This is a genomic window from Arthrobacter sp. MYb23 (assembly GCF_002979775.1).
GTDB lineage: Bacteria > Actinomycetota > Actinomycetes > Actinomycetales > Micrococcaceae > Arthrobacter.
On the sequence record NZ_PCPR01000021.1, the window covers coordinates 60420 to 84873 of the forward strand.

21 protein-coding genes and 1 riboswitch are annotated in these 24454 nt (G+C 63.3%); of the genes, 15 read left to right on the forward strand and 6 right to left on the reverse strand.

The features are described from left to right. The first annotated feature begins 61 nt into the window (after nucleotides 1-61). From CQ020_RS18605 to CQ020_RS18615, 3 genes are all read left to right on the forward strand, one after another. Entirely contained in the window at nucleotides 62-1240 is a 1179-nt protein-coding gene (locus CQ020_RS18605; RefSeq protein ID WP_105693191.1) for a Cmx/CmrA family chloramphenicol efflux MFS transporter, read from the forward strand. 181 nt (nucleotides 1241-1421) lie between these two features. After that, entirely contained in the window at nucleotides 1422-1676 is a 255-nt protein-coding gene (locus tag CQ020_RS18610) for a hypothetical protein (RefSeq protein WP_258142080.1), read from the forward strand. 148 nt (nucleotides 1677-1824) lie between these two features. Then, complete coding sequence (locus CQ020_RS18615; protein ID WP_105693192.1) at nucleotides 1825-2172, forward strand: hypothetical protein; 348 nt, start codon at nucleotides 1825-1827, stop codon at nucleotides 2170-2172. 95 nt (nucleotides 2173-2267) lie between these two features. Here the strand turns inward: CQ020_RS18615 and CQ020_RS18620 are convergent, their stop codons facing one another. The 6 genes from CQ020_RS18620 to speB form a co-directional block, all read right to left on the reverse strand. Beyond that, on the reverse strand, nucleotides 2268-3179 hold the full coding sequence (locus CQ020_RS18620; RefSeq protein WP_105693193.1) for an amino acid-binding protein: 912 nt from the start codon (nucleotides 3177-3179) through the stop codon (nucleotides 2268-2270). 244 nt (nucleotides 3180-3423) lie between these two features. Then, a complete protein-coding gene (gene mscL, locus CQ020_RS18625; RefSeq protein ID WP_105693194.1) occupies nucleotides 3424-3888 on the reverse strand; it encodes a large conductance mechanosensitive channel protein MscL in 465 nt (154 codons plus the stop codon). Nucleotides 3889-4070: 182 nt separating this feature from the next. Next, nucleotides 4071-5363 carry a D-arabinono-1,4-lactone oxidase gene (locus tag CQ020_RS18630; protein ID WP_105693195.1) on the reverse strand — a complete coding sequence of 431 codons (1293 nt, stop codon included), beginning with the start codon at nucleotides 5361-5363 and terminating at the stop codon, nucleotides 4071-4073. Nucleotides 5364-5392: 29 nt separating this feature from the next. After that, nucleotides 5393-6922, reverse strand: a complete 1530-nt coding sequence (locus CQ020_RS18635) for an aldehyde dehydrogenase family protein (RefSeq protein ID WP_181151952.1) — start codon at nucleotides 6920-6922, stop codon at nucleotides 5393-5395. 58 nt (nucleotides 6923-6980) lie between these two features. Next, complete coding sequence (locus CQ020_RS18640) at nucleotides 6981-8420, reverse strand: cytosine permease (RefSeq protein WP_105693196.1); 1440 nt, start codon at nucleotides 8418-8420, stop codon at nucleotides 6981-6983. Continuing rightward, nucleotides 8417-9439, reverse strand: coding sequence for an agmatinase (gene speB / locus CQ020_RS18645; RefSeq protein ID WP_181151953.1), 1023 nt, complete (start codon nucleotides 9437-9439; stop codon nucleotides 8417-8419). Before speB ends, CQ020_RS18640 begins: the two co-directional genes overlap by 4 nt. A gap of 187 nt (nucleotides 9440-9626) precedes the next feature. On the opposite strand from speB, the gene CQ020_RS18650 reads away from it, so the two are divergent. The 12 genes from CQ020_RS18650 to CQ020_RS18705 all read left to right on the forward strand — a co-directional run bounded on the left by CQ020_RS18650 (nucleotide 9627) and on the right by CQ020_RS18705 (nucleotide 24397). Continuing rightward, nucleotides 9627-11141 carry a PucR family transcriptional regulator gene (locus CQ020_RS18650; RefSeq protein ID WP_105693198.1) on the forward strand — a complete coding sequence of 505 codons (1515 nt, stop codon included), beginning with the start codon at nucleotides 9627-9629 and terminating at the stop codon, nucleotides 11139-11141. A gap of 75 nt (nucleotides 11142-11216) precedes the next feature. Continuing rightward, a riboswitch (glycine riboswitch) is annotated at nucleotides 11217-11315 on the forward strand. A 149-nt stretch (nucleotides 11316-11464) separates the two neighbouring features. Beyond that, nucleotides 11465-14335 (forward strand): aminomethyl-transferring glycine dehydrogenase, encoded by a 2871-nt coding sequence (gene gcvP / locus CQ020_RS18655; protein WP_105693219.1) that lies wholly within the window; start codon nucleotides 11465-11467, stop codon nucleotides 14333-14335. Nucleotides 14336-14346: 11 nt separating this feature from the next. Further along, on the forward strand, nucleotides 14347-15483 hold the full coding sequence (gene gcvT / locus CQ020_RS18660; RefSeq protein ID WP_105693199.1) for a glycine cleavage system aminomethyltransferase GcvT: 1137 nt from the start codon (nucleotides 14347-14349) through the stop codon (nucleotides 15481-15483). A 207-nt stretch (nucleotides 15484-15690) separates the two neighbouring features. Next, nucleotides 15691-16074 carry a glycine cleavage system protein GcvH gene (gene gcvH, locus CQ020_RS18665; protein ID WP_105693200.1) on the forward strand — a complete coding sequence of 128 codons (384 nt, stop codon included), beginning with the start codon at nucleotides 15691-15693 and terminating at the stop codon, nucleotides 16072-16074. Beyond that, nucleotides 16071-17390 carry a serine hydroxymethyltransferase gene (glyA, locus tag CQ020_RS18670; protein WP_105693201.1) on the forward strand — a complete coding sequence of 440 codons (1320 nt, stop codon included), beginning with the start codon at nucleotides 16071-16073 and terminating at the stop codon, nucleotides 17388-17390. Before gcvH ends, glyA begins: the two co-directional genes overlap by 4 nt. A gap of 789 nt (nucleotides 17391-18179) precedes the next feature. Continuing rightward, entirely contained in the window at nucleotides 18180-19580 is a 1401-nt protein-coding gene (locus CQ020_RS18675; RefSeq protein WP_105693202.1) for an L-serine ammonia-lyase, read from the forward strand. A gap of 53 nt (nucleotides 19581-19633) precedes the next feature. Continuing rightward, nucleotides 19634-20653 (forward strand): lipoyl synthase, encoded by a 1020-nt coding sequence (lipA, locus tag CQ020_RS18680; RefSeq protein WP_024820499.1) that lies wholly within the window; start codon nucleotides 19634-19636, stop codon nucleotides 20651-20653. A 258-nt stretch (nucleotides 20654-20911) separates the two neighbouring features. Beyond that, nucleotides 20912-21949, forward strand: coding sequence for an FUSC family protein (locus CQ020_RS18685; RefSeq protein WP_105693220.1), 1038 nt, complete (start codon nucleotides 20912-20914; stop codon nucleotides 21947-21949). A 75-nt stretch (nucleotides 21950-22024) separates the two neighbouring features. Then, nucleotides 22025-22543 carry a MarR family winged helix-turn-helix transcriptional regulator gene (locus CQ020_RS18690; RefSeq protein ID WP_105693203.1) on the forward strand — a complete coding sequence of 173 codons (519 nt, stop codon included), beginning with the start codon at nucleotides 22025-22027 and terminating at the stop codon, nucleotides 22541-22543. A gap of 80 nt (nucleotides 22544-22623) precedes the next feature. Beyond that, a complete protein-coding gene (locus CQ020_RS18695; RefSeq protein WP_105693204.1) occupies nucleotides 22624-23034 on the forward strand; it encodes a hypothetical protein in 411 nt (136 codons plus the stop codon). Further along, nucleotides 23031-24062 carry a serine/threonine-protein kinase gene (locus CQ020_RS18700; protein ID WP_105693205.1) on the forward strand — a complete coding sequence of 344 codons (1032 nt, stop codon included), beginning with the start codon at nucleotides 23031-23033 and terminating at the stop codon, nucleotides 24060-24062. The genes CQ020_RS18695 and CQ020_RS18700 overlap by 4 nt, the downstream gene beginning before the upstream one ends. 74 nt (nucleotides 24063-24136) lie before the next feature. Continuing rightward, nucleotides 24137-24397, forward strand: coding sequence for a GlsB/YeaQ/YmgE family stress response membrane protein (locus CQ020_RS18705; protein WP_105693206.1), 261 nt, complete (start codon nucleotides 24137-24139; stop codon nucleotides 24395-24397). Nucleotides 24398-24454 lie beyond the last annotated feature (57 nt).

Genomic DNA, 24454 nt, shown 5'->3' on the forward strand with positions numbered 1-24454 from the left:
AGGGGCGCCGGCCGTGGTGACAACAAGAACCATTTGTTGATCTCTCACCTCGGAGTACTCGATGCCTTTTGCTCTCTACATGCTTGCCCTCGCGGTCTTCGTCATGGGCACTTCAGAATTCATGCTCGCGGGATTGCTCCCCGCGATAGCTACCGAACTTGGCGTCCCGGTTGGCACGGCGGGCCTGCTGACCTCGGCGTTCGCGGCCGGCATGGTCATCGGTGCGCCAGTGATGGCGGCCTTTGCCCGCCGCTGGCCACCGCGGCTCACCCTGATCGTCTGCCTTCTGGTGTTCGCGGGAAGCCACGTCCTCGGAGCAATGACACCCGTGTTCTCGATCCTCCTCATCACGCGGGTGCTCAGTGCTTTTGCCAATGCCGGATTCCTCGCCTTGGCCCTGAGCACAGCCACAACGCTCGTGCCAGCGAACCAGAAGGGACGAGCGTTGTCGATCCTCCTTTCCGGCACGACGATCGCAACCGTCGCGGGCGTCCCCGCCGGGGCACTGCTCGGCACAGAGCTGGGTTGGCGAGCCACCTTCTGGGCCATCACCATCCTCTGTGTTCCCGCGCTCCTCGGAGTCATTCGAGGCATCACCAACACTGCAGGCCAAACGGTGGCCGGCGCGTCTTCTCCAAGGCTCCGTGCCGAACTCAGACAGCTGGCGACGCCGCGGCTCATCCTGGCCATGGTGCTCGGAGCGCTGATCAACGGAGGGACCTTTGCGGCATTCACCTTCCTGGCACCCGTCGTGACCCAGACCGCGGGTCTGGCCGAAGGATGGGTGTCCGTGGCCCTGGTGATGTTCGGCATCGGGTCCTTCCTTGGCGTCACCATCGCAGGACGGATGTCAGATCAACGTCCTGGGATGGTGCTCGCAGTCGGTGGACCACTGCTGTTGGCAGGCTGGATCGTGATGGCCTTGGCCGCGTCGCATCCCGCTGCGCTTATGGTCCTCGTCCTCGTCCAGGGCTTCCTGTCCTTCGGCGTCGGCAGCACCGTGATCACGCGTGTGTTGTATGCAGCCTCGGGTGCGCCGACGATGAGCGGTTCGTACGCAACCGCAGCCTTGAATATCGGGGCTGCCGCGGGGCCGGTGCTCGGTGCCTTGGGGCTCGCGACCGGGCTGGGTTTGCTGGCTCCGGTTTGGGTTGCCTCGGCGCTGACCGCGATGGCCCTCCTCATCATCTTTCTCGCCGGGCGCGCGCTCACGGAGACCGATGCGGAGGTCAACCGATGACTTCTCCGTCAGCGTTTCTTACTCGTCGTCCCTTGCCGCATCACCGCCGCTACCGGCTGAGGAGACCTATCTCTCTTCAATCCGGCGACGATTTTCCGTCATGGACTGAGCCGACATTGCACAGGTCTTGTACAGGAACCTTTCAAGGAAAAGTTTGTACAGCAGGCGAGGAGGCATCCATTTGCAGAACGGTAAAGAGGATTCGCTGTTAGGGTCGCGCTTCAATCCGGCGCGGGGCAAGAGGGTGAACAACTGGCGGTTGCTGGTTGGGCAAACGGTCCAGATCTGGGATGGCGACGACGTCCTGGATCAGGGCACGGTGGAAGCGGTCACTGCTGACGGCACGGTGCTGTGGCTCGCTCAAACGGGGGCGACACAACGGCGGCTGGTGATGAAAGAACGCGGCGTGGGCCTCTGGGTCCGGCTCATGAGCTGAGGTCCTGGATTGAATCCCGGGCGACTATCGGGGCTTCTCCGACAGTCCGCGATGGTCTTATGCTGAACCGTACGAGTTGAACGTTATAAAGCTGCGGCGTACGAATTACCGCCTAGGCCGAACCGCCACATCCAAACGAGGTTGCGCCATGACCGTGAAACTCAATAAGAAGGCTTTTGGGCACGCGAAGCACCTGATCCGCGACGGCAAGGTGGTTAAGGACAGCCGCGATGACTGGAGCCAACACGCTCCCGCCACCAAGGATGAAAACGCCTTTCTGGACAAGCATGGTCACGCCGAGTACTCCAAATGGTTTCTGGGCGTGGACGACGACCATCCCGAGGACCAAAAGGGCCACTATAAATTCCCCATCGGCGACTTCAAGAAGATTCATCGCTGTGGAGTGATCTCGGCCGAGAGCAGAGCCGGCCAGTACGACTACGACGACATTCTTGATGCCCTGGGAAAGCTTCTCGAAAAGATTGACGAGGACTGAGTTCCGGTGGGGACGTGAGCGCTCCTGCCCACTTACTTGCATTCGGGGTGTGGTGACGCCGGCGTTTCGCGCGGAATTAGGTGCTTTCCGGTGCACTAACCGGGAGGGACCGTGGAGACGGCAGGAGTGTGCGCCAGGATTTCCGCGAGTTCGGCCAACCTGTGCGCGCGTGCCGATTCGGCGGGCGAAAATGGCTCGCCGGGTCTGGAGAAGAGCAGCGGGCCGTGCCACGCCGTCGGGATTTTGAGGATGTCGCCGGAAGGCCCGACGGCGGCGCTCGCCTCCGGTGTGGGGTGTTCAGGATCGAAGGGAACTACTTTCGCGGACAGGAGCTCGGCAACCACCATCGGGAGCTCCTTAGGGTTCCCCGCAATGCGGGTGGCGAGGCTCAGCGCTTTGGTTTGACCGTCGGCCATGGCCAAAGCAGTGGTGGACCAAACATGTGACTCATGCCCGCCGCCGTCGTTCAGTGCTTTCAGCAGTTCCTGCTCAGTAATTTCGCCCGGCGTGGAGAGAACGAACTCGTCCATCACCCGTTCGCCGGGACCTGTCTGAGCTGAGAGGCCTTTCTGAGCGGAGCCGGTTCCGGTCATCGGGTGGACGTGAAGGCTAAGGATGTTGGCGTCCATTTTGGCGAGGGACTGCGTGACCTTCTGCAGGGACCCCGGCTGGTCCAACAGGACAGTCCGGGCGCGCCACAGGGCTGGAGCGAGGTGAAGCTTGCGTCGCTGACGGAGCGCCGGCGCGTGCAGCCAGCGTCGGAGGACCTTGGCAGCGGACGGTTCAGCCACCCAAATGACCAATACCGTGGCGGTGACTGCCAGCAGCAGGACCTTGGCCACGTAGGGCAGATGGGTTCCAACCACTGCCGCATGGACCAGCAATTCGATGGGAAGCATGACCGCGATGTTCGCGAGCGTCAGCCGGGCTTTGGAAGCTTCGGGCAATTGACCGCAGACATCACACAAGAGATCCGCGGTGACGGGAGTGCTCGGATTGGGCTTCATGTTTTCATGCTGCACTGCCCCTGTTTCAATCCCGTTGCCCCGCGGTCACGTTCTGAGGACAGGCAGGTTTCCGTGGAGAGGGGCTGTTTCCAGCGGCGGGCGCCTGCTCCTTCCCGGTTGGTGCGCGCGTCGCCGGGCCGGAAACGCAAGAACCCGGCGTTCTCGCGGGGAGAACGCCGGGCTCAGGCCAAGCAACTGGGAAGGAACGCTCGCAACGAGCTGCCCGTCCTGGGTGTTGCCAGTTCTAGTGGGTGCGGTCGGAATCGAAGTCCGCGTCCACATCGGAAGCGTGGCCTGCGTTGCGGGCGGCAGCGGCATCCTTCAACAGATCGCGGATTTCGGCCAGAAGTGCGGTGTCTGCCGGCAACGGCTCTTCTTCCGGCTCCTCAGTGGAGAGGCGGTCTTTGACCAGAGAATTGATCTTGTTCATGGGCGCTACGAAAATGAAGTAGACCACGGCAGCGGTGATCACGAAGGTCACCAGCGCGGTCAGTACAGCGCCGAAATCGACGAACGTAGCGGGGTTGTTTTCCCAGATCTTGAAGCCCAGGCCCTCGGCGTTCATGCCACCGGCGGCGGCGATCACTGGGTTGATGATGTGGTTGGTGAAGGCTCCGACCAGCGCAGTGAACGCACTGCCGATAACGACGGCGATGGCCAGCTCGATCACGTTGCCGCGAAGTATGAAGTCCTTGAAACCCTTAAACATGGATGGTCCTCCGATTGGGTGCGGGTGTCTGCCTCAGCAGAGATCAAACTACCACTCGGAGGTTTCCAGGGCGTGTAACCGGGAGGTGAGAGAGGGTTGGCTGGAAGGGGCCGGGATGTGAGAGAGGGCTGGTTCTCTCACATCCCGGCAGGCAATCAGGCCCCCAGGCAGAGCAGTACTCGTCAGGCGAGCAGCGCCCGCGTGTGGTCGTTGAGGAACATTCCGCGGGGATCGAACTCCCGACGAACCTGGATGAACGTGTCCAGCTCCGGGTACAGGTGTTCCAGGCGGCTACGGGTCATGAAATGGATCTTTCCCCAATGGGCGCGGGGTTCGAATTCCTGCAGCACGGCGTCGGCGTCCCGGAAGAACTGCCAGTAGTCGGTCCCGGGCTCGGTGGTGAGGGTGATGACGGTGCTGTCGCGGCCCTGGAACTGGGACATGTAGGCGTCGTCGGACTTCACCCAGCGGACCTCCACGGGATACTTCTGCTCTGGGTACTTGTTGCGGATCAGGTCCTGGATGGCCTCGACGGCCACCAAGCCGTCTTCGCTGCGAACAAAGTATTCAAGTTCGTGGAACTGCGTGGTGAAGCCGCCCGGGTAGATCCGGTAGGAACGGTCCAGTCGGGCACCCTCCACGGAGGAGAGTTCGCTTTCATCCTGGACGGAAGCCACGTTGTACCGCTTGGTGTAACTGCGGCCACCCATGCTGTGATCCGGGGAACCGGGGAGGTCCAGGAGTTCACACGAGTCGTCCTCCGGGCACCACAGGAAGGAGTAATGCCGGTTGTCATCAATATCGGCCTGCCACGTGGAGGTGGTTTCCGCCCACGTTGGGTAAGTGATCTGTTCCTGCAGGTAGTAGCTGTCCTCCACGGCCAACTCGACTTCCAGGAAGATCCCCAACGTTCCAAGGGCTGTCTGTGCGGCACGGAGTTCCCGCAGCTGGCCTTCGCCGATCTCCACGATCTCGCCATAGCCGTTGATCAGCTTCACCCAGCGCAGCTTGGAGGAGAAGCTGCCCAGGTCCTTACCGGAGCCGTGGGTGCTGGTGGCCAGCGCCCCTGCGATCTGCTGTTTGTCGATGTCGCCCTGGTTGCTGAGCGCCAGTCCCTTGTCCCACAAAGCGTCCCCGAACGCATTGATGGTGGTGCCGGCCAGTGCGCGGGCTCGGCGCCCCACGCGATCAGTCCCGGTGATGGCAGAGAGCCCGGACATGTCCATCAGGACCCCGCCGGTCTGAACCAACGGTGAGGACGAGTGCCCTGAACCGACCGCCCGCACAGGCAAGCCTTCACGGATGGCGAAACGGACGGCGTCGAGGGCTTCTTGTTCATTCCTGGGCCGCACGGTGAAGGCCGGCGTCGCGCTCTGGTTACCGCCCCAGTTGGTCCACGTGACGTCCGTGGTGAAAGGGACTGTGGGAGTGGCTGCGGCCGATGCGCCCGATCCCCGGGAAACATGAGTGGTCATGGTGAAAGCTCCGTTGCTTGTCTGTACGCTTACGCGCCGTGGTTGATCATGACGTGCTTGGTGCGCGAGTAGTCATCCAAGGCGTAGAGCGAGAGGTCGCGGCCGTAGCCGGAACCCTTGAACCCGCCCCACGGTACCTCGCACGCCAGGACCAAGTGCGCATTGACCCACACGGTGCCGAAGTCCAACTGCTTGGGAATGCGGAGCGAAAGGCTTGAATCGCGCGTCCATACGGAGGCCGACAATCCGTAGGGGCTCTCATTGGCGCGGGTCACGGCTTCCTCGGTGGAGCTGAACGTTTCCACGGTGACCACGGGGCCGAAGATTTCGTGCGTGGCGATGTGCGCCCCGGCCGGGACGTTGCTGATGACCGTTGGCTCGATGAAGTAGCCGGGGCCCTCCAATGCGGAACCACCAAGAGCGATGTTGAGGCCGGCGGCGCGGGCTTCTGCCAGGGATTCCTTGACCCGCTCGAAGTGAGGGAGGGAGATCATGGGGCCGATTTCGACGTCGTCGCCCGCCTCGGGACCGCCGATCACCAGGGTGCTGACCTCACGGACCAGGTGTTCGGTGAATTCTTCCGCTACGGACTCGTGAACCAGGACGCAGCAGGCAGCGCCGCAGTCCTGGCCGGCGTTCCAGAACCCTGCATTTCTCACACCGGCAGCTGCGGCGCGGAGGTCGGCGTCGGGGAAGACGACAACAGGAGCCTTGCCGCCGAGTTCCAAGTGGACGCGCTTCACGGACTTCGCGGCGGTTTCGGCCACTGCCTGGCCGCTGACGACGCTTCCGGTGAGAGCCACCAACGCAATGTCCGGGTGTTCGGAGAGCCTCTGCCCTACCGTCCGTCCTCGGCCTGTGACCACGTTGAGGATGCCATCAGGAATGCGTCCGGCCAGCACTTCCACCAGTTTCAACGTGGACAGCGGGGTCTGCTCGGACGGCTTGATGACAATGCTGTTGCCGGCTGCGAGGATGGGCGCGATCTTCCACGCGGCCATCAGCAGCGGGTAGTTCCACGGAGTGATGACGCCCACCACGCCCACGGGTTCGCGGAGAATCACTGAGGTGTGGTCCGTGGCGTAGTCGCCGCCGGCCATGGAAGTCAGGGTGCGCGAGGCGCCGGCCATGAAGCGGAAGGTGTCGATGGTGCTGGAGACATCGTCCTCGGACACGGCCTGCGGCTTGCCGGTGTTGGCCGACTCGATGACCTGAAACGCTTCCCGGTTCTCCTCAACGATGTTCGCGATGAGGTTCAGGACATCCGCGCGCTCCTTCGGGGTGGTGGCACCCCAGGTCTTTTGGGCCACGACGGCGGCAGCAACGGCGGCGTCCACATCACCGGCGGTTCCCGCCTGGACGGAGGCGATGACCCGCTCCGTGGTGGGATCCACGACGTCGATCAGCAGGCCCGTGGAGCCTGGGACGAAGGATCCGTTGATGAAGTGCCCCGCCGGAGCAAGCGGCAGAGGAAGGACACTGTCGATATCTGGAGAACCGGAGGAGCGTCGGACGGTGAAGGGCTGGACGGTGAACTGTTCGGTCTGGGTGGCAGTCATGGTGATTCGCTTTCAGGGGAGGTCTGGTCAGGGGAGGGGCTGGTCAGATGAAGTCTGGTCAGATGAGGTCTGCGGCGAGGGCAGATGAGGGAAAGGGGGCGGCTTCTGTCTTCTTGCCGAAGACCCTGGCCGCGACGTAATAAAGGGGAGCGACCACCACGAGGCCGACGATCCAGGAGATGTCCACGCCGCCCAGCGCCGCGGCCAACGGACCTGTGTAGATGGCGGTTGCCGAGAATGGCACCTGGATCGCCGCGCCTGCTATATAGGATCCGATGGCGACCCAATTGAACCGCCCGTACACACCGCCGTCGCGCTTGAAGAAGTCTTCAACTCGGTACTCGCCGTGCCGCAGAAGGTAGTAGTCCACCAGGTTGATGGCCGTCCAAGGGACCAGGACGTACATCAGGAAGGAGAGAAAGTTGGTGTAGAAGAGGATGAAGTTGTCGCGGGCAAAGAGGGCGATGGAGACGGCGACGACGAAGAGGATGATCGCGGCGATGCTGCGGGTCTTGGCGCGTGGCAGCCAGCTTGGCTTGAACGTCTGCCCGATGGTGAGGATGCACAGGACGCCGCAGTACAGGTTCATGGCGTTAGACGCCGCGACGCCCAGGCAGAAGATTCCGACGATGATCAGCGTCCACGGCTGAAGCAGGGCTCCCAGGCTGCCGACGATTTCGACGTCGCCGGTGCTCATGGAGACGGCCAAAGTGCCTACCAAGGCGCCGAGGATCATGGGGAAGAGGGTTCCCAGGACACAGCCTGAATAGGAGGCCCAGAAAGCGGGAGCGGAACCCGTGCCTTGCGGCATGTAACGCGAGTAGTCAGAGACGTAGGGCGCGTAAGCCAGCTGCCACAGGGCCGAGACGGAGATGGTGCCCATGAAGCCCACCCAGTTGAAGTTGCCCGTCTCCAGGAAGTTGGCGGGCAGTCCGTGGACCACCAGGATCCAACCGAACGCCAGCAACAAGGCCAATCCGGCCGCGACGCTGAGGACACGTGCATAGGCGTGGATGAGACGGTAACCGAAGATGGTCGCGATCACGCTCACCACCCCAATGATGATGATGCCCGCGTCAACACTGATGCCCGGGCTGACGGCGGCCATCGCTTCGCCTCCAAACACCAGGTTCGCTGCGAAGAACCCGACGTACATGACAACCACGATGACCACGATCAACAGAGCCCCGAAAGAACCGAACTGGCCGCGGGTCTGGATCATCTGCGCCACGCCCAGTTGCGGGCCCTGGGCCGAGTGCAGCGCCATGAAGATGCCGCCCACCACGTTGCCGATGATGATGCCCACGATCGCCGGAACGAAGCCCAGGCCGAACACCGTGGTGGCGAGTCCGCCGGTCACGATGGTCATGATCATGATGTTGGAGCCGAACCAGATGGTGAAGAGGTCCCTTGCCTTGCCATGGCGCTCGTTGGCCGGGATGGGCTGGATGGTCTTGTCCTCCAGCCGGGGAACTTCAGTTGTTGGGGCGGTGCTCATGACGCACTCCGGGATGCCGAGGCAAGTTCACGGACGGCTGTGGCGTCTGCTTTGCTGCGGTTCACCATCAGGCCCAGCAGATCGAACACCAAGGTGGCGGCCGCGACGGTGGTGATGTCCGCATGGTCGTACGCCGGAGCGACTTCCACGACGTCGGCGCCCACGATGTTGATGCCGTTCAGTCCGCGGAGCAGGGCCAGGAGTTCGCGGGAGTGGAGCCCGCCCATTTCCGGGGTGCCCGTGCCGGGGGCGAATGCGGGGTCCAGGACATCGATGTCGATGGAAACGTACACGGGGGTGTCGCCGAGCCGGTCCTTCACCCGCTGGATGGCTGCCGGAACGCCGATCACGTCCAGGTCCGAGCAACGGATGATCTGGAAGCCGAATTCGTGGTCGCGGAGGAAGTCGTTGCGATCATAGACGGGTCCGCGGATACCCACGTGCATGGACTTGTCCTCCACCAGCAGGCCTTCCTCGAACGCGCGCCGGAAGATGGTTCCATGCGTGATGGGCTGGTCGAAATAGGTGTCCCAAGTGTCCAGGTGTGCGTCGAAGTGCAGCAGCGCCACCGGGCCGTGGACCTTGTTCAACGCCCGCAGCATGGGCAGGGCGATGGTGTGGTCACCGCCGATGGAGATGAGCCGCTTGTCTCCGCTGAGCCCGTTGCCTCCGCTGATCAAAGGCAATGCCTGCTCTTCGATCTCACGGACTGCCCGGGTGATGTCATAGGGGGTGCAGGCGATGTCGCCGGCGTCCACCACTTGGGCTTCGTACACCGGTTCAACGTCGAGCTCCGGGTGGTAGCCGGGACGCAGGAGGCGGGAGGCCTCGCGGACTGCGGCAGGACCGAAACGGGCGCCGGGGCGGAAGGAGGTTCCGCCGTCGAACGGTACGCCGACGATCGCAATGTCGTAGTCCGGGACGCGGTCGATTTGGGGGAGGCGGGCGAAGGTGCCGAGTCCTGCATACCGGGGGACTTTGGTTGCGTCGACAGGGCCGATGGGCTGGTGCGTTGTCATTGACGGATCCTTGGGTTGAGGGGTGCTCGCCGTTGAGCGGGAAGTAAGTAATTCCATTGTTGGTGACGCGGATCACGCCGGATACCGGTACATTGACTACAAATGGTCGAGCCGTTTAGACGAATGTCTAAGTGCCGCTAAAAACGGCGGCCCGGCAGGGCGCGCTGAACAGGAATCGGGGCAAAGTATGGCGATTACCGTTGCGGAACTCATCGCCGAGCCGCAGCTGGGCCTCACCCTCACCGCAGGAGCGGCAGGCCTGGACAACCGGATCACCTGGGCTCACACCTCGGACCTCCCCAGGCTGTGGGAGTGGGTCACCGGTGGGGAGCTCATGATGACCAACGGCCTCTCCATTCCCCCTGATGCGGCCGGCCAAGTAGCGCTCGCCGAAGCGTTGATGGACAGTGGCGCCAGCGCGTTGGCGATCGGCGAAAAGATGCACGCACCGCCGCTCACGGACGAGTTCCTGGAGGCCTGCAACCGGCTCCCGCTGCCCCTGATCAACATCCCGTATCCGCTGCCGTTCATCGCGATAGCCCGTTCGGTGGCCGAATCCTCGCTGCTCGAAGAGTCCCGCCGTTTACGGCAGACAGCCCGCGTTTACGATCTTCTCCGCACCGCCGGAGCGTCCGAGGACCATTGGCAGAGCCTCGTCCAGCGGCTATCAACCGAACTCGACGCCGAACTCTTCGTAGTGGACCGCCGATGCCTCCATCCCTGGCACCCGGACGGCCAATCACTCCCCGTCTTCCTCGCCGAGGAATGGGCACCGTTGTCCGGGCAGGTGGGCCTGGCCGGGAAGAACTTCCAGTGGCACCGCATCCGCGGCAGGCACGTGCTCACCATGGACATTCCCACGCACGCCAACGCGCTCCTGGTGGTGCTGCCCAACAGCGAACCGCACCCGGACGCCGTCGTACTCCTCCACGCGGCGACTGTTCTGGGACTGCAGCTTTCGCGCATCGTTTTGTCGTTGGAAGGCCGCCACCGGCTTGCCGGTGAGTTCCTGCTGCAAGCCATGGATGGGCGTTTGGGCGCGGCCGAGATGGAGAGCCGCCTGGCAGCTTTCGAGGTGACGCCCCAGGATTTCCTGCTCGCCTCCATGACCGCGAACGCCGCGGATAAAGCAGCGGACGACGTCGGCGGGCTGGCTGACGTGCACATCGAACTGTGGCGGCACGGGGTTGCGTCGGCGTCGTTGAAGCGGAACAACAGGCTCCACGTGGTGGTGCCCGCAGGCGTGCCGGACGACGTCTTGGTCCATTGTGCCGGGGCGGACGCCGCGATCGGGATCAGTGCGCCGGCGGACGTTACGGGTATCCAAAGGGCGCTGCAGGAGTCCCTCTGGGCGCTCGGTTCAGCCCGGGCCAACAAGCTGGGGTTGGCCCGCTACGCGGAGGGGCCATCGTGGCTGGGGCTCACCGGTTTCGAGGAAGGGGCCGCGCTGGTCCGGCGTCTCCTCGGCCCGATTTTCGACTACGAGCAGGGCCAGGACGGCGATCTGCTTCTCACGCTGAGGACGTATTTGGACTCGCAACGTTCCTGGCAAAAAACTGCTTCAGCGTTATTCGCGCACCGGCAAACCATCATCTACCGGATCCGGAAAATCGGCGAGCTGACGGGGCTGGACATGGGCGAAACGTCCACCGTTGCCCAGTTGTGGTTCGCGTTGCAGATTCATGAAGCCATGCATCAGTAGCCGCACCTTGCTTGCGCTTTTTCAAAACAACCCGCTATGGTGTGAAGCGTGTCACTCATGGTGATGCAACGCTTTTGATCTGCGGCGGGAGAGTCCTGCCGGTACATCCAGTCAGGCGCCGTAGGAGCAAATCCTCCCCAGGAATCTCTCAGGCCCATGTACCGCCGCGGTTAGGCAACTCTGGAAAGCAGTCCGGGCAACCGGGCTCACCGACGGTGCAAGCAGGAAACCATCCCTGCGGAATCTCTCAGGTCCAATACAGAGCGGGGAGGAACCCCACATCATCGTGGCGCTCACTGGGCGCCTGAATCATGGAGTTCCTCTTGACTGTTCAATCAACCCCCACCGCCTTCGCGGACCGGCACATCGGCGCCCGTCGCCAAGCCGACGTTGACACCATGCTCAAGGCCATCGGCTACGACTCTGTCGACGGCCTGGTAGACGTCGCCGTCCCCGATTCCATCCGCCAGGAAACTGCCCTGAAATTGCAGGACGCCCTCACCGAGGTGCAGGTCCTCGCCGAGCTCCGCAAGCTCGCATCGAAGAACAAGACCGCTGTCCAGATGATCGGGCAGGGCTACTACGACACCGTCACACCGCCCGTTATCCGCCGCAACATCCTCGAAGCTCCCGCCTGGTACACGGCCTACACGCCGTACCAGCCGGAAATTTCCCAGGGTCGCCTCGAAGCTCTCCTGAACTTCCAGACCATGGTGCAGGACCTCACGGGACTGCCCGTCGCCAACGCTTCGCTGCTGGATGAGGCCACCGCCGTGGCCGAGGCTGTGCTGCTCATGCGCCGGGCCAACAAGAACAAGGCTGCAAAGGATGGCAAGACCGTCCTGGACGCTGACCTCCTCCCGCAGACCATCGCCATTGTGAAGGGCCGCGCCGAGGCACTGGGCTTCGAAGTCCAGATTGCTGATCTTTCGGCCGGACTGCCCGACGGCGACATCAACGGCGTCGTCCTGCAGCAGCCCGGCGTTTCCGGCCGCGTGTTCGACCACTCCTCTGTGATTGCTTCTGCGAAGGAGCGCGGCGCGCTGGTCACGGTTGCCGCCGACTTGCTGGCGCTCACGCTCATCACGCCCCCAGGCGAACAAGGTGCGGACATCGCCGTCGGAACCGCGCAGCGCTTCGGCGTCCCGCTGTTCTTCGGCGGCCCGCACGCTGCCTACATGGCCGTCCGTGAAGGCATGGAGCGCACGCTTCCCGGCCGCATCGTGGGTGTCTCCAAGGACAACGCCGGCGTCCCGGCTTACCGACTGGCACTCCAGACCCGTGAGCAGCACATCCGCCGCGAAAAGGCCACGTCCAACATCTGCACCGCGCAGGCTCTCTTGGCGATCGTCGCCTCGATGTACGCGGTTTACCACGGTCCCGAGGGCCTGAAGGCGATCGCCGAGACCGTCCACGGCCACGCCCGCGTTTTGGCTGCGGCCCTGCAGAAGGCCGGCCGCGAACTCGTCTCCGAGGCCTTCTTCGACACCCTCACCGTGCGCGTTCCCGGCAAGGCTGAGAAGGTGATCGCCGCTGCTGAAGCCCGCGGCATCAACCTGCGGCTCATCGATGCGGACACGGTTGGAGTCTCCGTGGATGAAACCACGACGCCGGAGGTCCTCTCTGCGGTAGCCGTCGCCTTTGGCGCCGGTCCGGTGGGCGACGCAGCCGGGTTCGAACTGCCCGCTGATGTCGTCCGCTCGTCCGACTTCCTGCAGCACCCGGTGTTCAACACGCACCGTTCCGAGACGCAGCTGTTGCGCTATATCCGCAAGCTGTCAGACCGGGACCTCGCGCTGGACCGCACCATGATCCCGCTGGGCTCGTGCACCATGAAGCTGAACGCCACCGCTGAGATGGAAGCTATCTCCTGGCCGGAGTTCGCTTCCATCCACCCGTTCGCTCCGGACCACCAGACAGCTGGTTGGCGCGAACTGATCGAGGACCTGGAGGCGGACCTCACGGAGATTACCGGCTACGACCAGGTTTCCATCCAGCCGAATGCCGGTTCCCAAGGTGAGCTTGCCGGTCTGCTGGCGATCCGCGGGTACCACCTGTCCCGCGGTGATGAGCAGCGCAACGTCTGCCTGATTCCGGCGTCGGCCCACGGCACCAACGCGGCGTCCGCTGTGCTGGCCGGGATGAAGGTTGTTGTGGTGGCCACGGCTGCTGACGGCACCATTGACCACGCCGACTTGGCCGCGAAAATCGAGGCCCACAAGGACGTGCTGTCCTGCATCATGATCACTTACCCGTCCACCCACGGTGTGTACGACGCCGATGTCCGCGAAGTCTGCGACGCCATCCACGCAGCCGGCGGCCAGGTGTACGTTGACGGCGCCAACCTCAACGCGCTGGTTGGATTGGCCCAGCCGGGCAAGTTCGGCGGCGACGTTTCACACCTGAACCTGCACAAAACCTTCTGCATCCCGCACGGCGGCGGCGGACCCGGCGTCGGCCCTGTTGCTGCGAAGGCCCACTTGGCTCCGTTCATGCCGGGCGACGCGAACAAAGCGGCGCACGAACCCGGTCATGGCGTCGCGATTTCCGCTTCGCGTTATGGCTCCGCCGGTGTCCTGCCGATTTCCTGGGCGTACGTGAAGCTCATGGGTGGCCAAGGACTCACCGAAGCTACCAAGTCGGCCCTTCTCGCGGCCAACTACGTTGCTTCCCGCCTGGATGAGCACTTCCCCATCCTGTACACGGGCGAGGGCGGACTTGTGGCCCACGAGTGCATCCTGGACCTCCGCGAGTTGACCGCGCGCACCGGCGTGACAGCCGAGGATGTGGCCAAGCGCCTGATCGACTTCGGCTTCCACGCCCCCACCCTGGCGTTCCCGGTGGCGGGGACTTTGATGGTGGAACCCACCGAATCCGAGGACCTGGCCGAGATCGACCGGTTCATCGAAGCCATGATCACCATCCGTGCCGAGATCGAGCAGGTGGCCAGCGGTGATTTCACTGTTGAGAAGTCGCCGCTGCGCAACGCACCGCACACGGCTGCCGCCGTCGTCAGTTCCGACTGGGGGCGTGACTACCCGCGTGAGCAGGCCGCGTTCCCCGTCCACCACCTCAAGCAGGACAAGTACTTCCCGCCGGTCGGCAGGATCGACGGCGCCGCTGGTGACCGGAATCTTGTGTGCTCCTGCCCGCCTCTCGAAGCATTCGAGAACACTTCTGACTTCGAAAACTAAGGACTCCCGACATGTCTGAGAATTACACCGCGCTTTACGAGCAGCACAAAAAGGCCGGCGCATCGTTTACGGACTTTGGTGGCTGGCAGATGCCCCTGAAGTACGAGTCCGAGCTCGCCGAACACCACGCAGTCCGCAAGTCCGCAGGGTTGTTCGACCTCTCCCACATGGGCGAAGTCTGGGTCAGCGGCCCCGAAGCGGGGGCGTTCCTGGACTACGCGCTGGTGGGCAAGTTGTCCGCTGTCGCCGTGGGCAAAGCCAAATACTCGCTGATCTGCAACGCAGACGGCGGCATCATTGACGACCTCATCACCTACCGTCGGCCCTCGCCCGAGGACGGCGTGGACAAGTACTTGGTGGTACCCAACGCGGGCAACGCGAAGGTGGTTGCTGCGGCACTGCTGGAGCGCTCAGCCGGTTTCGACGTCGTGGTGGAAAACGCCTCCGCGGAAACCTCGCTCATCGCCGTGCAGGGCCCGAATGCCGAGGCAATCCTGCTTGAACTGGTCCCGGCAGAGCAGCACACGCTGGTCACCGAATTGAAGTACTACGCGGCCGTGGAGGTCACCATCAACGGGCAGGACCTCCTGCTGGCCCGCACCGGGTACACCGGTGAGGATGGCTTCGAAATCTACCTCCCCAACGTCGATGCGCCTGGCCTGTGGGAAGCGCTGCTCCAAGCCGGCGAAGGCCACGGACTCATCCCCGCCGGACTCGCTGCCCGCGACTCCCTGCGCCTGGAAGCCGGGATGCCCCTCTACGGGAACGAGCTTTCCCGCCACGTCAACGCCTACGCGGCAGGCCTCGGCCCCGTAGTCTCCCTGGCCAAGGAAAGCGACTTCATTGGCCGCGATGCACTGACCGCCATCAAGGCCGCCGGCGTCGGATCCACTCTGGGGCAGAAGCTCGTGGGCCTCAGGGGCACCGGACGTCGCGCCGCCCGCGCCCACTACTCCGTGCTCAAAGACGGCTCCCTGATCGGCGAAGTCACCTCCGGCCAGCCAAGCCCCACCCTCGGTTACCCGATCGCGTTGGCCTATGTCGACGTCGAACATTCCGAGCCCGGCACCATCGTCGACGTCGACCTTCGCGGCAAAGCGGAGCCGTTCGAAGTCGTCGCGCTGCCGTTCTACAAGCGCCAAAAGTAGCCCGGGTCTTCGGGACCGCCGACCTCTGCATGCTCGGTCGCATGGGCGCCCGCTGGACGGACGCGACGCTCCCTTAGACGCATGCTGCTGGTCGCCGGACCCGAACCGTTGTGGATGGTGGCGCTGTTTGAACCCCTAAGCGCTGGGGGATGGGGCACCTGCCGCGGATGATCTTGAAAGTCTTAAGTTAGTGAGAGAAGGAATCTTATGAGCAAGGTAGTTGCTGAATTGAAGTACTCGGCTGAGCACGAGTGGGTTGCTATTGATGGCGACGGGCCTGTGGGGATCGGGATTTCCGCGGTTGCCGCTGATGCCCTGGGCGACATTGTGTATGTGGACCTGCCCGAGGTTGGCTCCACAGTTACCGCAGGCGAGACGTGTGGCGAGGTGGAATCGACGAAGTCGGTGTCCGATCTGTACTCGCCCGTGACCGGTGAGGTGACCGAGATCAACGACGCCGTCGTCGGCGATCCGGCCCTGATCAACAACGATCCCTACGGTGCCGGTTGGCTGTTCAAGGTGGCCGCCACGGAGGAAGGGCCGCTCATGTCGGCCGAAGAATACGCTGCAACGAACGGTGGGGAACTGTGAACCCGGTATCTGTCACTGACTACCAGCAGGTGGTTTCGGCGTCGCTGGATGCCCAGCTGTCCGAGCTGGATCCCGAGATCGCCGCGAAGATCGACGACGAACTGGGTCGCCAGCGCGACGGCCTGGAAATGATCGCCTCCGAGAACCACACCGCCGTGGCCGTGATGCAGGCACAGGGTTCGGTGCTGACCAACAAATACGCTGAAGGCTACCCGGGCAAGCGATACTACGGTGGCTGTGAGCACGTTGATGTGATCGAGCAGCTGGCGATCGACCGCATCAAGGCCCTGTTCGGGGCCGACTACGCGAACGTCCAGCCGCATTCCGGCGCCCAGGCCAACGCCTCGGTGATGCACGCGCTCATCAAGCCCGGCGACACCATCATGGGCCTCAACCTGGCTCACGGCGGCCACCTCACGCACGGCATGCGGATCAACTTCTCCGGCAAGCTCTATAACGTGGTCCCCTACGGCGTCCGCGAGGACACCCACACCGTGGACATGGCCGAGGTTGAGCGCCTGGCGCAGGAGCACAAACCGGCACTGATCGTTGCCGGCTGGTCCGCATATGCGCGGCAGCTGGACTTCGCTGAATTCCGCCGGATTGCCGATTCCGTTGGCGCCTACCTGATGGTGGATATGGCCCACTTCGCGGGCCTGGTGGCCGCCGGACTGCACCCTTCGCCGGTCCCGCACGCCCACGTCACCACGTCCACCACGCACAAGACGCTCGCTGGTCCGCGCGGCGGCATCATCCTCTCCAACGACGCCGACATCGCCAAGAAGATCAACTCGGCCGTGTTCCCGGGCCAACAGGGCGGACCGCTCGAGCACGTCATCGCCGGCAAGGCCGTGGCGTTCAAGATCGCAGCTTCCGAGGAGTTCCGTGAGCGTCAGGAACGTGTTCTGGCCGGGGCCCGGATCCTCGCCGAGCGACTCGTTCAGCCCGACGTCGCAGCCAAGGGCATCTCCGTTGTCTCCGGTGGCACCGATGTCCACTTGGTGCTCGTGGACCTGCGCAACTGCGAACTCGACGGCCAGCAAGCCGAAGACCGCCTCGCCGCGATCGACATCACCGTCAACCGCAACGCCGTCCCGTTCGACCCCCGCCCGCCCATGGTCACCTCCGGCCTCAGGATCGGCACCCCGGCCTTGGCTACGCGCGGATTCGGCGAAGCAGCCTTCCGCGAGGTTGCTGACATCATCGCCGAGGTACTGATCGCCGACGCCGATGCGGACCTTTCCGGGCTGCGTCACCGCGTTGAGGTTCTAGCTGCGGCACACCCGTTGTACCCGGGGGTTGCGAACCTGGGCTGAGTGTCCTCGGCTTGGTTGGTCGGGGTTGCCCGGGCTCTCCCGGCGGGGTCGGCAAGCTCCGCGGGTTCGGGTTGGTCCGGCTCGCCCGGTGGTCCGGCATCCTCCGCGGGCTCGGTCGCTGAGGATGCCGCTGGGCGGACGCGAAGCTCCCTTGGACGCCCGCTTCCGGACGCCGACCACTGGGCGGACTGATCGGGCCTTCGGTTTGGGGCCGCATTGCTGGCCGATTCGGGGGTTCCCTGCGGGATGTGCCGTGCGCACGGCATGTTGAGCAGTGAACCCCCGGAATGGCGAGGGGCAGGCCGGAGTGGGCATCCGGGTTCGTTTGTTTGAGGAATGGGCCTGGCTGCCGAGGGTGTTCCTACGGGCAGGGGTGGTTTGGGAATGTGGTGGTCGTCCTGGCCGATTCGGGGGTTCCCTGCGGGATGTGCCGTGCGCACGGCATGTTGAGCAGTGAACCCCCGGAATGGGCGGGCATCCGGGTTCGTTTGTTTGAGGAATGGGCCTGGCTGCCGAGGGTGGTCGTTGGGTGCGGTTGGTTTGGGAATGTGGTGGTCGTCCTGGCCGATTCGGGGGTTCCCTGCGGGATGTGCCGTGCGCACGGCATGTTGGGCAGCGAACCCCCGTAATGGCGAGGGGTAGGCCGAGGGGGCCGGAGTGAGTAGCCGGGTTCGTGGGCTTGTTGGGCTGGGTTAGTTGATCTGGGTTAGTTGATCTGGGTTTGAGGGTCCGCTCCGTTTGTTGGGGGCGGGGCGGGTTCTATTCGTTGTACGTCGTTAGGAAATCACCATGGCCGTTGGGGTCTTTGATCTGTTCTCTGTGGGTATTGGTCCGTCGAGTTCTCATACTGTGGGGCCGATGCGGGCTGGGGCGGTGTTTGCTGCTGAGCTGCGTGAGTCTGGCGTGCTCGATTCCGTCGCGGCGCTACGGGTTGATCTCTACGGTTCCTTGGCCGCGACGGGCAAGGGACACGGGACCTTCACTGCTGTGCTTCTCGGGCTCGAAGGGTTTGAACCCGAGAAGATCCTGCCCGACGAGGTGGAGGAGCGGTTGGCTTCCATTGCTGACACGGGGAAGCTCAACCTGGCTGGCGGGACCCTCCTCGAGTACGCCTTGGAGGACATGGTTCTGCATCCGTTGACGGTGTTGCCGCGGCATACGAACGGGATGAAGTTCGCTGTCAGTGATGCTGAGGGGAACGTTCTCAAGGAGGCGACGTTCTTTTCGGTGGGTGGTGGGTTCATTGTCCGGGAGGGTGAGGAAGACGCGGCCCTTGAGGATCTTGAGGAGTCGAAGAAGGAGTTGCCGTTGCCGTTCAGGACGGCGGCGGAGTTGTTGGGCCGGTGCGCGTCCAAGGGGCTGGGTATCAGCGACATCATGTTCATCAACGAGCGTGCCAGCCGGTCTGAGGAGGAGATCCGTGAGGGTTTGTTGCATATTTGGTCGGTGATGGAGGCCTGTGTTGAGACCTCGTTGAAGCGTGAGGGTGTGTTGCCGGGTGGTTTGCGGGTTCGTCGTCGTGCACCTGACTGGTTGGAGCGGCTCCTGAAGGAGGACAAGGACCGGAACGATCCGAAGTATTGGCAGGAGTGGGTGAATCTGATCGCGTTGGCGGTCAATGAGGAGAACGCGACTGGTGGGCGGGTGGTGACGGCGCCGACGAATGGTGCGGCGGGGATTATTCCGGCGGTGTTGTATTACGCGTTGAATTATGCGCCGGGGATGGACAAGGCCACGCAGCAGGATCGGGATGATGTGGTGGTGAAGTTTTTGCTCGCGGCGGGTGCTGTGGGTGTGTTGTATAAGGAGCAGGCGTCTATTTCGGGTGCTGAGGTGGGGTGTCAGGGTGAGGTGGGGTCGGCGTCGTCGATGGCTGCTGCTGGTTTGGCTGAGGTGATGGGTGGTACGCCGGGTCAGGTGGAGAATGCTGCGGAGATTGCGATGGAGCATAATCTGGGGTTGACGTGTGATCCGATCGGGGGGTTGGTGCAGATTCCGTGTATTGAGCGGAATGCGATCGCGGCGGCGAAGGCGATTAATGCTACGAAGATGGCGTTGTGGGGTGATGGGACGCATCGGGTGTCGTTGGATGAGGTGATCGTGACGATGCGTGAGACGGGCAAGGACATGTCCACTAAGTACAAGGAAACCGCGATGGGCGGACTGGCCGTCAACGTCGTCGAATGCTAAGCAACACAAGCGCCCGCACACAGACCCTCTGATAACAAACAAGAAGGAACGTCATGACACTCGCACCTGAAGGCCGTAAGTTGCTGCGCGTTGAGCAGCGTAACTCGGCGGTCCCGGTTGAACGTAAGCCTGAGTGGATCAAGGCCAAGGTCCAGATGGGGCCGGAGTTTGTTCAGCTCAAGAACCTGGTGAAGAAGGAAGGCCTGCACACGGTGTGTGAGGAGGCCGGTTGCCCGAACATTTTTGAGTGCTGGGAAGACAAGGAAGCGACGTTCCTGATCGGCGGGTCCGAGTGCACCCGGCGCTGTGATTTCTGCCAGATCGATACTGGTAAACCCTCCCCGGTGGATATGTTCGAGCCCACCAAGGTGGCCCGCAGTGTCCAGGCGATGCAGTTGCGGTACGCGACGGTGACCGGGGTGGCCCGTGATGACCTGGCCGATGAGGGTGTGTGGTTGTACGCCGAAACGGTCCGGAAGATCCACGAACTGAACCCGGGCACCGGGGTGGAGTTGCTGATCCCTGATTTTTCCGGCAAGCCCGAGCACATCGCGGCGATCTGTGATTCCAAGCCCGAGGTGTTCGCCCACAACGTGGAGACCGTGCCGAGGATTTTCAAGCGGATCCGTCCGGCGTTCCGGTACGAACGGTCCCTGGATGTCATTACGCAGGGCCGGGATTTGGGCATGGTGACCAAGTCCAACCTGATCCTGGGCATGGGCGAGACCCGCGAGGAAATCTCCGAAGCACTGCGGGACCTGCACGGGGCCGGGTGTGACTTGATCACCATCACCCAGTACCTGCGCCCGTCCGAGCGGCACTTGCCGGTGGACCGGTGGGTCAAGCCCCAGGAATTCGTTGACCTTCAGGAAGAAGCCCAGGAGATCGGCTTCCTCGGCGTCATGTCTGGCCCGTTGGTGCGGTCCTCCTACCGTGCCGGGCGTTTGTGGGCCACCGCGATGCGTAAGAAGGGCCGCGACATCCCCGCCGAACTCGCCCACATCGCCGACGGCATCCAGGACTCCGGAACCACCCGCCAAGAAGCCTCCACCATCCTCGCCGCACACGGCTAAACACCACTCGCGGCACCACCCAAGCAGCACGCCCCGTTAAGCAGCACACGCAGCCAAGAACACCAGAGACTCCCACAGCCGGTCTAGGCAGCCTGCGGCCCCAATATCACGTGATGAGGGGCACTATCTGCCCACAATTCCGGGGTTGCCCAAAAAGCCGGGCGTAACCTTGAAGCGGACGCCAGCGCCGCCGTCGTACGTTTGATCCTGCGACGAAAGGCGAGCTGCCACTTGAAGGCTGTAGCGGAAATTTTCACGATGGGTCCTGGAAACAAGGACCACCATCCCGCCCTCCGCTGCGCTGTAGGTGTGTTTGTTCCGCTGATTACGTTGACGCTGTTGGGGCGACTGGATCTTGCCGTGTTTGCGTCGTTTGGTGCGTTCACCGGAATTTATGGCCGGAACGAGCCCCATAGCGTTCGTTTCCGGAGCCAGTTGCGCGCTGGTGGCTTCATGCTTTTCATCATTCTCCTGGCCACGCTCATGGCCCGCCTGGCTCAAGCCGGAGGCATCGACGGTGCAGCTTATTCCTGGCTGCTGACGGCAGCCACCACTCTTGTGGCTGGCGCGTGCTCCGTGGTGGTGGCAGCGTGGAGGCTCCGCCCGGGCGGCTCACTCTTTCACATCTTCGCCTTCGCTGCCATTGCCTCGATCGCCGCGCAGCCGCCCCTCTGGGAAGCCCTGGCGGTGGCGGTGGGGACTACGGTCTTTTGCCTGCTGATCGGTATGTCATCGCGGGTGCTCAAAAGCCACAGAACACCGTGGAAACGGCCGCCACCCATCCGGCACACCGCAGCTGAGCGTCGGGCAATCTGGCTCGAAGGCGGCGGCTACTTGGTGGCGGCCGGTTTGGCAGGAACCATCGCAACGTTGGTGGGGGAGCGGCTCGGTTTCGGGCACACCTACTGGGCCATGGTGGCGGCGGTAGTCCCGCTGGTGGGTCACTCCACCCGGCACAGGGTGAGCCGTGGAATCCAAAGGATCGCCGGAACGGTGATCGGGTTGTTCCTGCTGGCTGGCATTCTCTGGCTGAATCCGGCGCCGTGGGCCATGGTTTTGGTCATTGCGGCGTGCCAATTCGGGGCGGAAATGTTCATTGCGCGCCAGTACTTGGTGGCGCAGGTTTTCGTGACGCCGCTGGCCTTGATTGCCACGCTGTTGGCGGCGCCGGTTGATCCTGCTTTGCTGCTGCGTGACCGCATCATCGAGACCGTCATTGGTGCCGCCGTCGGCGTTGCCGTGGTGGTGGCTCCGGCTGTCTGGCGGCGATTGCGGGCAAGTGAACCGGGTGCATAGCGCCACGGCAAACTGAGGTGGTCGGCGCCGCGGGAACAAATCACCTAGGATCGATTGGTTAGACAAGCGAGATACATGTCTACCAAAGGACTGGTGATGAGCGACAAAAGTGAACGTCAGGGCTATTGGTACGGGCTGGAAAGCCGCAAGCAGATGGGCGCCGTGGACGTCCTGAATGCCCTCAGGGACTACCGCTCGGCCGAAGCTGACATGCGGCGGCGAACCCAGGCTTCCATGGGCATGGGCGAAACGGACCTCATGGCTCTCAGGTATCTGCTGGAGGCTGAGCGCGCGGGAAGGGAGGTTGGGCCCAAGGAGCTGACGGTGCGCCTGGGGATGACCTCCGCTTCCATGACTTCCTTGGTGGACCGTCTGGTCAGGTCCGGATATGTCACCCGCGAGCCGCACCCCACTGATCGGCGAGCACTTATTCTCAAGCCCACCCCGGGATCGGACCAAGAGGTCCGCAGCACTTTGGGTGATATGCATACCCGGATGATGGAGGTCGCGGGGACCCTTAATCCTGAGGAATCGGCAGTGGTGGTGGACTTCCTCAGGCGTATGCGCGGCGCGGTTGACAGCGTAGCCACGTAACCCCGGCTGGACTTTAAGTAGTAAGTACACATATAACTAGATAGCCAAGCTACTTACTAGTAAATGTGTGGGAGAGAACGATGACAGTCGCGCTGCGTGAACCCAGCTCCACACCAGTGGCTGAAAACACCGTGGACATCGAGGAAATCGTCACGGAACAGGTTATTCCCCAGGGGCCCGTCCACTGCGGTTCCCATATGGCCATCTCCGCCGGACCATCCTACGACGCCATGCAGTGGGTCGCCGTGGAACCGATCTGGCCAGAGTGGGCCTGCGGGTGCGGCTTCCGCATGGACATCGACGCCCTGGATCCCGTGAGCGGCGTATGGATCGCGGCTCTCCGCCGCCAGAGCCTGCAGCACGAACTGGAAATCGCCCAGAACACGCTGGAGCTGGCCTTCAAAAAAGCGGTCGACGCCGGTGTCGACCCTCGCGCTCTGGCCGAGGTGACCGGAGTCCCGGGCACCGAAATCGACTCCCTCCTTCAGTGACGCTCCTTGAACGGGCGGCCGTCCGCGCTGATCGCGGGGCCGTCTGCACTGAACGCTGGGCTGCAGCTGAACCCGCTGCCGCAACTGGCACGAATCGAGGGCCTGTAACTGCACGGGCAAACGCTGGCCAGCCGGACGTGGTGCTTGGAGGCCGCTACCGGCTCGGCGCTCGACTGGGTGGAGGCTCGGAGGCGTACGTCAACGAGGCATGGGACCTGGACGCGGGCAGGGCAGTAGCGGTCAAGATTTTCAGGTCAACCGACTCCACGGATGACGCTCCTTTTCGGCGCGAGCTCGACATCCATGGACGCCTGAGGCATAAGAATATTGTCCGGATCCTGAACTCGGGAGACGGCGGGGACACGGGACACTCGGCAGACGGCGGATACTCGGCAGACGGCGGATACTCGGCAGACGGCGGAGACACCGGAGACTCTGCTCATCCAGCCGGCCACAACCAGGAAAGCCGCAACTACGTGGTGATGGAGTTGGTGGGCGGCAAGGACCTGCGGCGGATCCTGCAGGACAGGCCCGCGTCTCCGGAGCAAGCGGCTGCGTGGATGACTGACATTGCCCGGGCCTTGACCCACGTTCATCGCAGGGGGATTGTGCATAACGACATCAAGCCCGGCAACATCCTTGTGGACTTCGCCTCGGAGCCGCAGGGGCTTGGAATCGCGAAACTGGCCGACTTTGGAATTGCCCTCAACGGGCGTCACCCGGCGCCCAACTCCTCCTCGGGCACACCGCAGTATCTCAGCCCTGAAGAGGTATGCGGCGGGCCGTCCACATCCGCGAGCGACATCTATTCACTGGGCCTGGTTGCCCTTGAATGCCTGACCGGAACCAAGGCGTTCCCAGGCCCTCCCCTGGAGTCCATGGTGGCAAGGACTCTCGGGGAACCCCGAATTCCCGGCACGGTGCGGAGGCGCTGGTCCATGGTGCTTCATGCCATGACTGACCCCCGCCCTGCCGGCAGGCCGTCTGCCAGCCAAGCCGTCGGTATGCTCCGACGCCTCAGCTGGTAGCCAACAATCAGGCAGATAGCGGCATGCGTCCTTATGCCGAACTGGGGCCTCCTTTATGAAAGAGAGAATGAAAAATGGGATTCATCGGTTGGATCGTTTTGGGTTTGATTGCCGGAGCCATCGCAAAGGCCATCAAGCCCGGTAAGCAGGGTGGCGGCTGGATCTCCACGATGCTCCTCGGCATCGTGGGAGCGGTTTTGGGTGGCTGGATTGGCAGCGCACTCTTCAAGGTGGGCATCAACGAGTTCTGGTCGCTCTCCACCTGGCTGCTCGCCATCGGTGGCGCACTGCTGGTCCTCATCATCTGGGGACTGGTCACGCGCAAGAAGGCGTAACTATCCCGCAACACTAGAGGCCCCCGCCCTGCAGTTCTGCAGTGTGGGGGCCTCTTT

Coding starts and splice junctions, on each gene's coding strand:
- CQ020_RS18620 (WP_105693193.1), bottom strand. CDS start 3,179: ATGAAGCCCAATCCGAGCACTCCCGTCACCGCGGATCTCTTGTGTGAT.
- CQ020_RS18685 (WP_105693220.1), top strand. CDS start 20,912: ATGGGTCCTGGAAACAAGGACCACCATCCCGCCCTCCGCTGCGCTGTA.
- CQ020_RS18695 (WP_105693204.1), top strand. CDS start 22,624: ATGACAGTCGCGCTGCGTGAACCCAGCTCCACACCAGTGGCTGAAAAC.
- mscL (WP_105693194.1), bottom strand. CDS start 3,888: ATGTTTAAGGGTTTCAAGGACTTCATACTTCGCGGCAACGTGATCGAG.
- CQ020_RS18640 (WP_105693196.1), bottom strand. CDS start 8,420: ATGAGCACCGCCCCAACAACTGAAGTTCCCCGGCTGGAGGACAAGACC.
- CQ020_RS18675 (WP_105693202.1), top strand. CDS start 18,180: ATGGCCGTTGGGGTCTTTGATCTGTTCTCTGTGGGTATTGGTCCGTCG.
- CQ020_RS18605 (WP_105693191.1), top strand. CDS start 62: ATGCCTTTTGCTCTCTACATGCTTGCCCTCGCGGTCTTCGTCATGGGC.
- gcvH (WP_105693200.1), top strand. CDS start 15,691: ATGAGCAAGGTAGTTGCTGAATTGAAGTACTCGGCTGAGCACGAGTGG.
- CQ020_RS18690 (WP_105693203.1), top strand. CDS start 22,025: ATGTCTACCAAAGGACTGGTGATGAGCGACAAAAGTGAACGTCAGGGC.
- CQ020_RS18705 (WP_105693206.1), top strand. CDS start 24,137: ATGGGATTCATCGGTTGGATCGTTTTGGGTTTGATTGCCGGAGCCATC.
- CQ020_RS18615 (WP_105693192.1), top strand. CDS start 1,825: ATGACCGTGAAACTCAATAAGAAGGCTTTTGGGCACGCGAAGCACCTG.
- gcvT (WP_105693199.1), top strand. CDS start 14,347: ATGTCTGAGAATTACACCGCGCTTTACGAGCAGCACAAAAAGGCCGGC.
- CQ020_RS18630 (WP_105693195.1), bottom strand. CDS start 5,363: ATGACCACTCATGTTTCCCGGGGATCGGGCGCATCGGCCGCAGCCACT.
- speB (WP_181151953.1), bottom strand. CDS start 9,439: ATGACAACGCACCAGCCCATCGGCCCTGTCGACGCAACCAAAGTCCCC.
- CQ020_RS18635 (WP_181151952.1), bottom strand. CDS start 6,922: ATGACTGCCACCCAGACCGAACAGTTCACCGTCCAGCCCTTCACCGTC.
- lipA (WP_024820499.1), top strand. CDS start 19,634: ATGACACTCGCACCTGAAGGCCGTAAGTTGCTGCGCGTTGAGCAGCGT.
- CQ020_RS18650 (WP_105693198.1), top strand. CDS start 9,627: ATGGCGATTACCGTTGCGGAACTCATCGCCGAGCCGCAGCTGGGCCTC.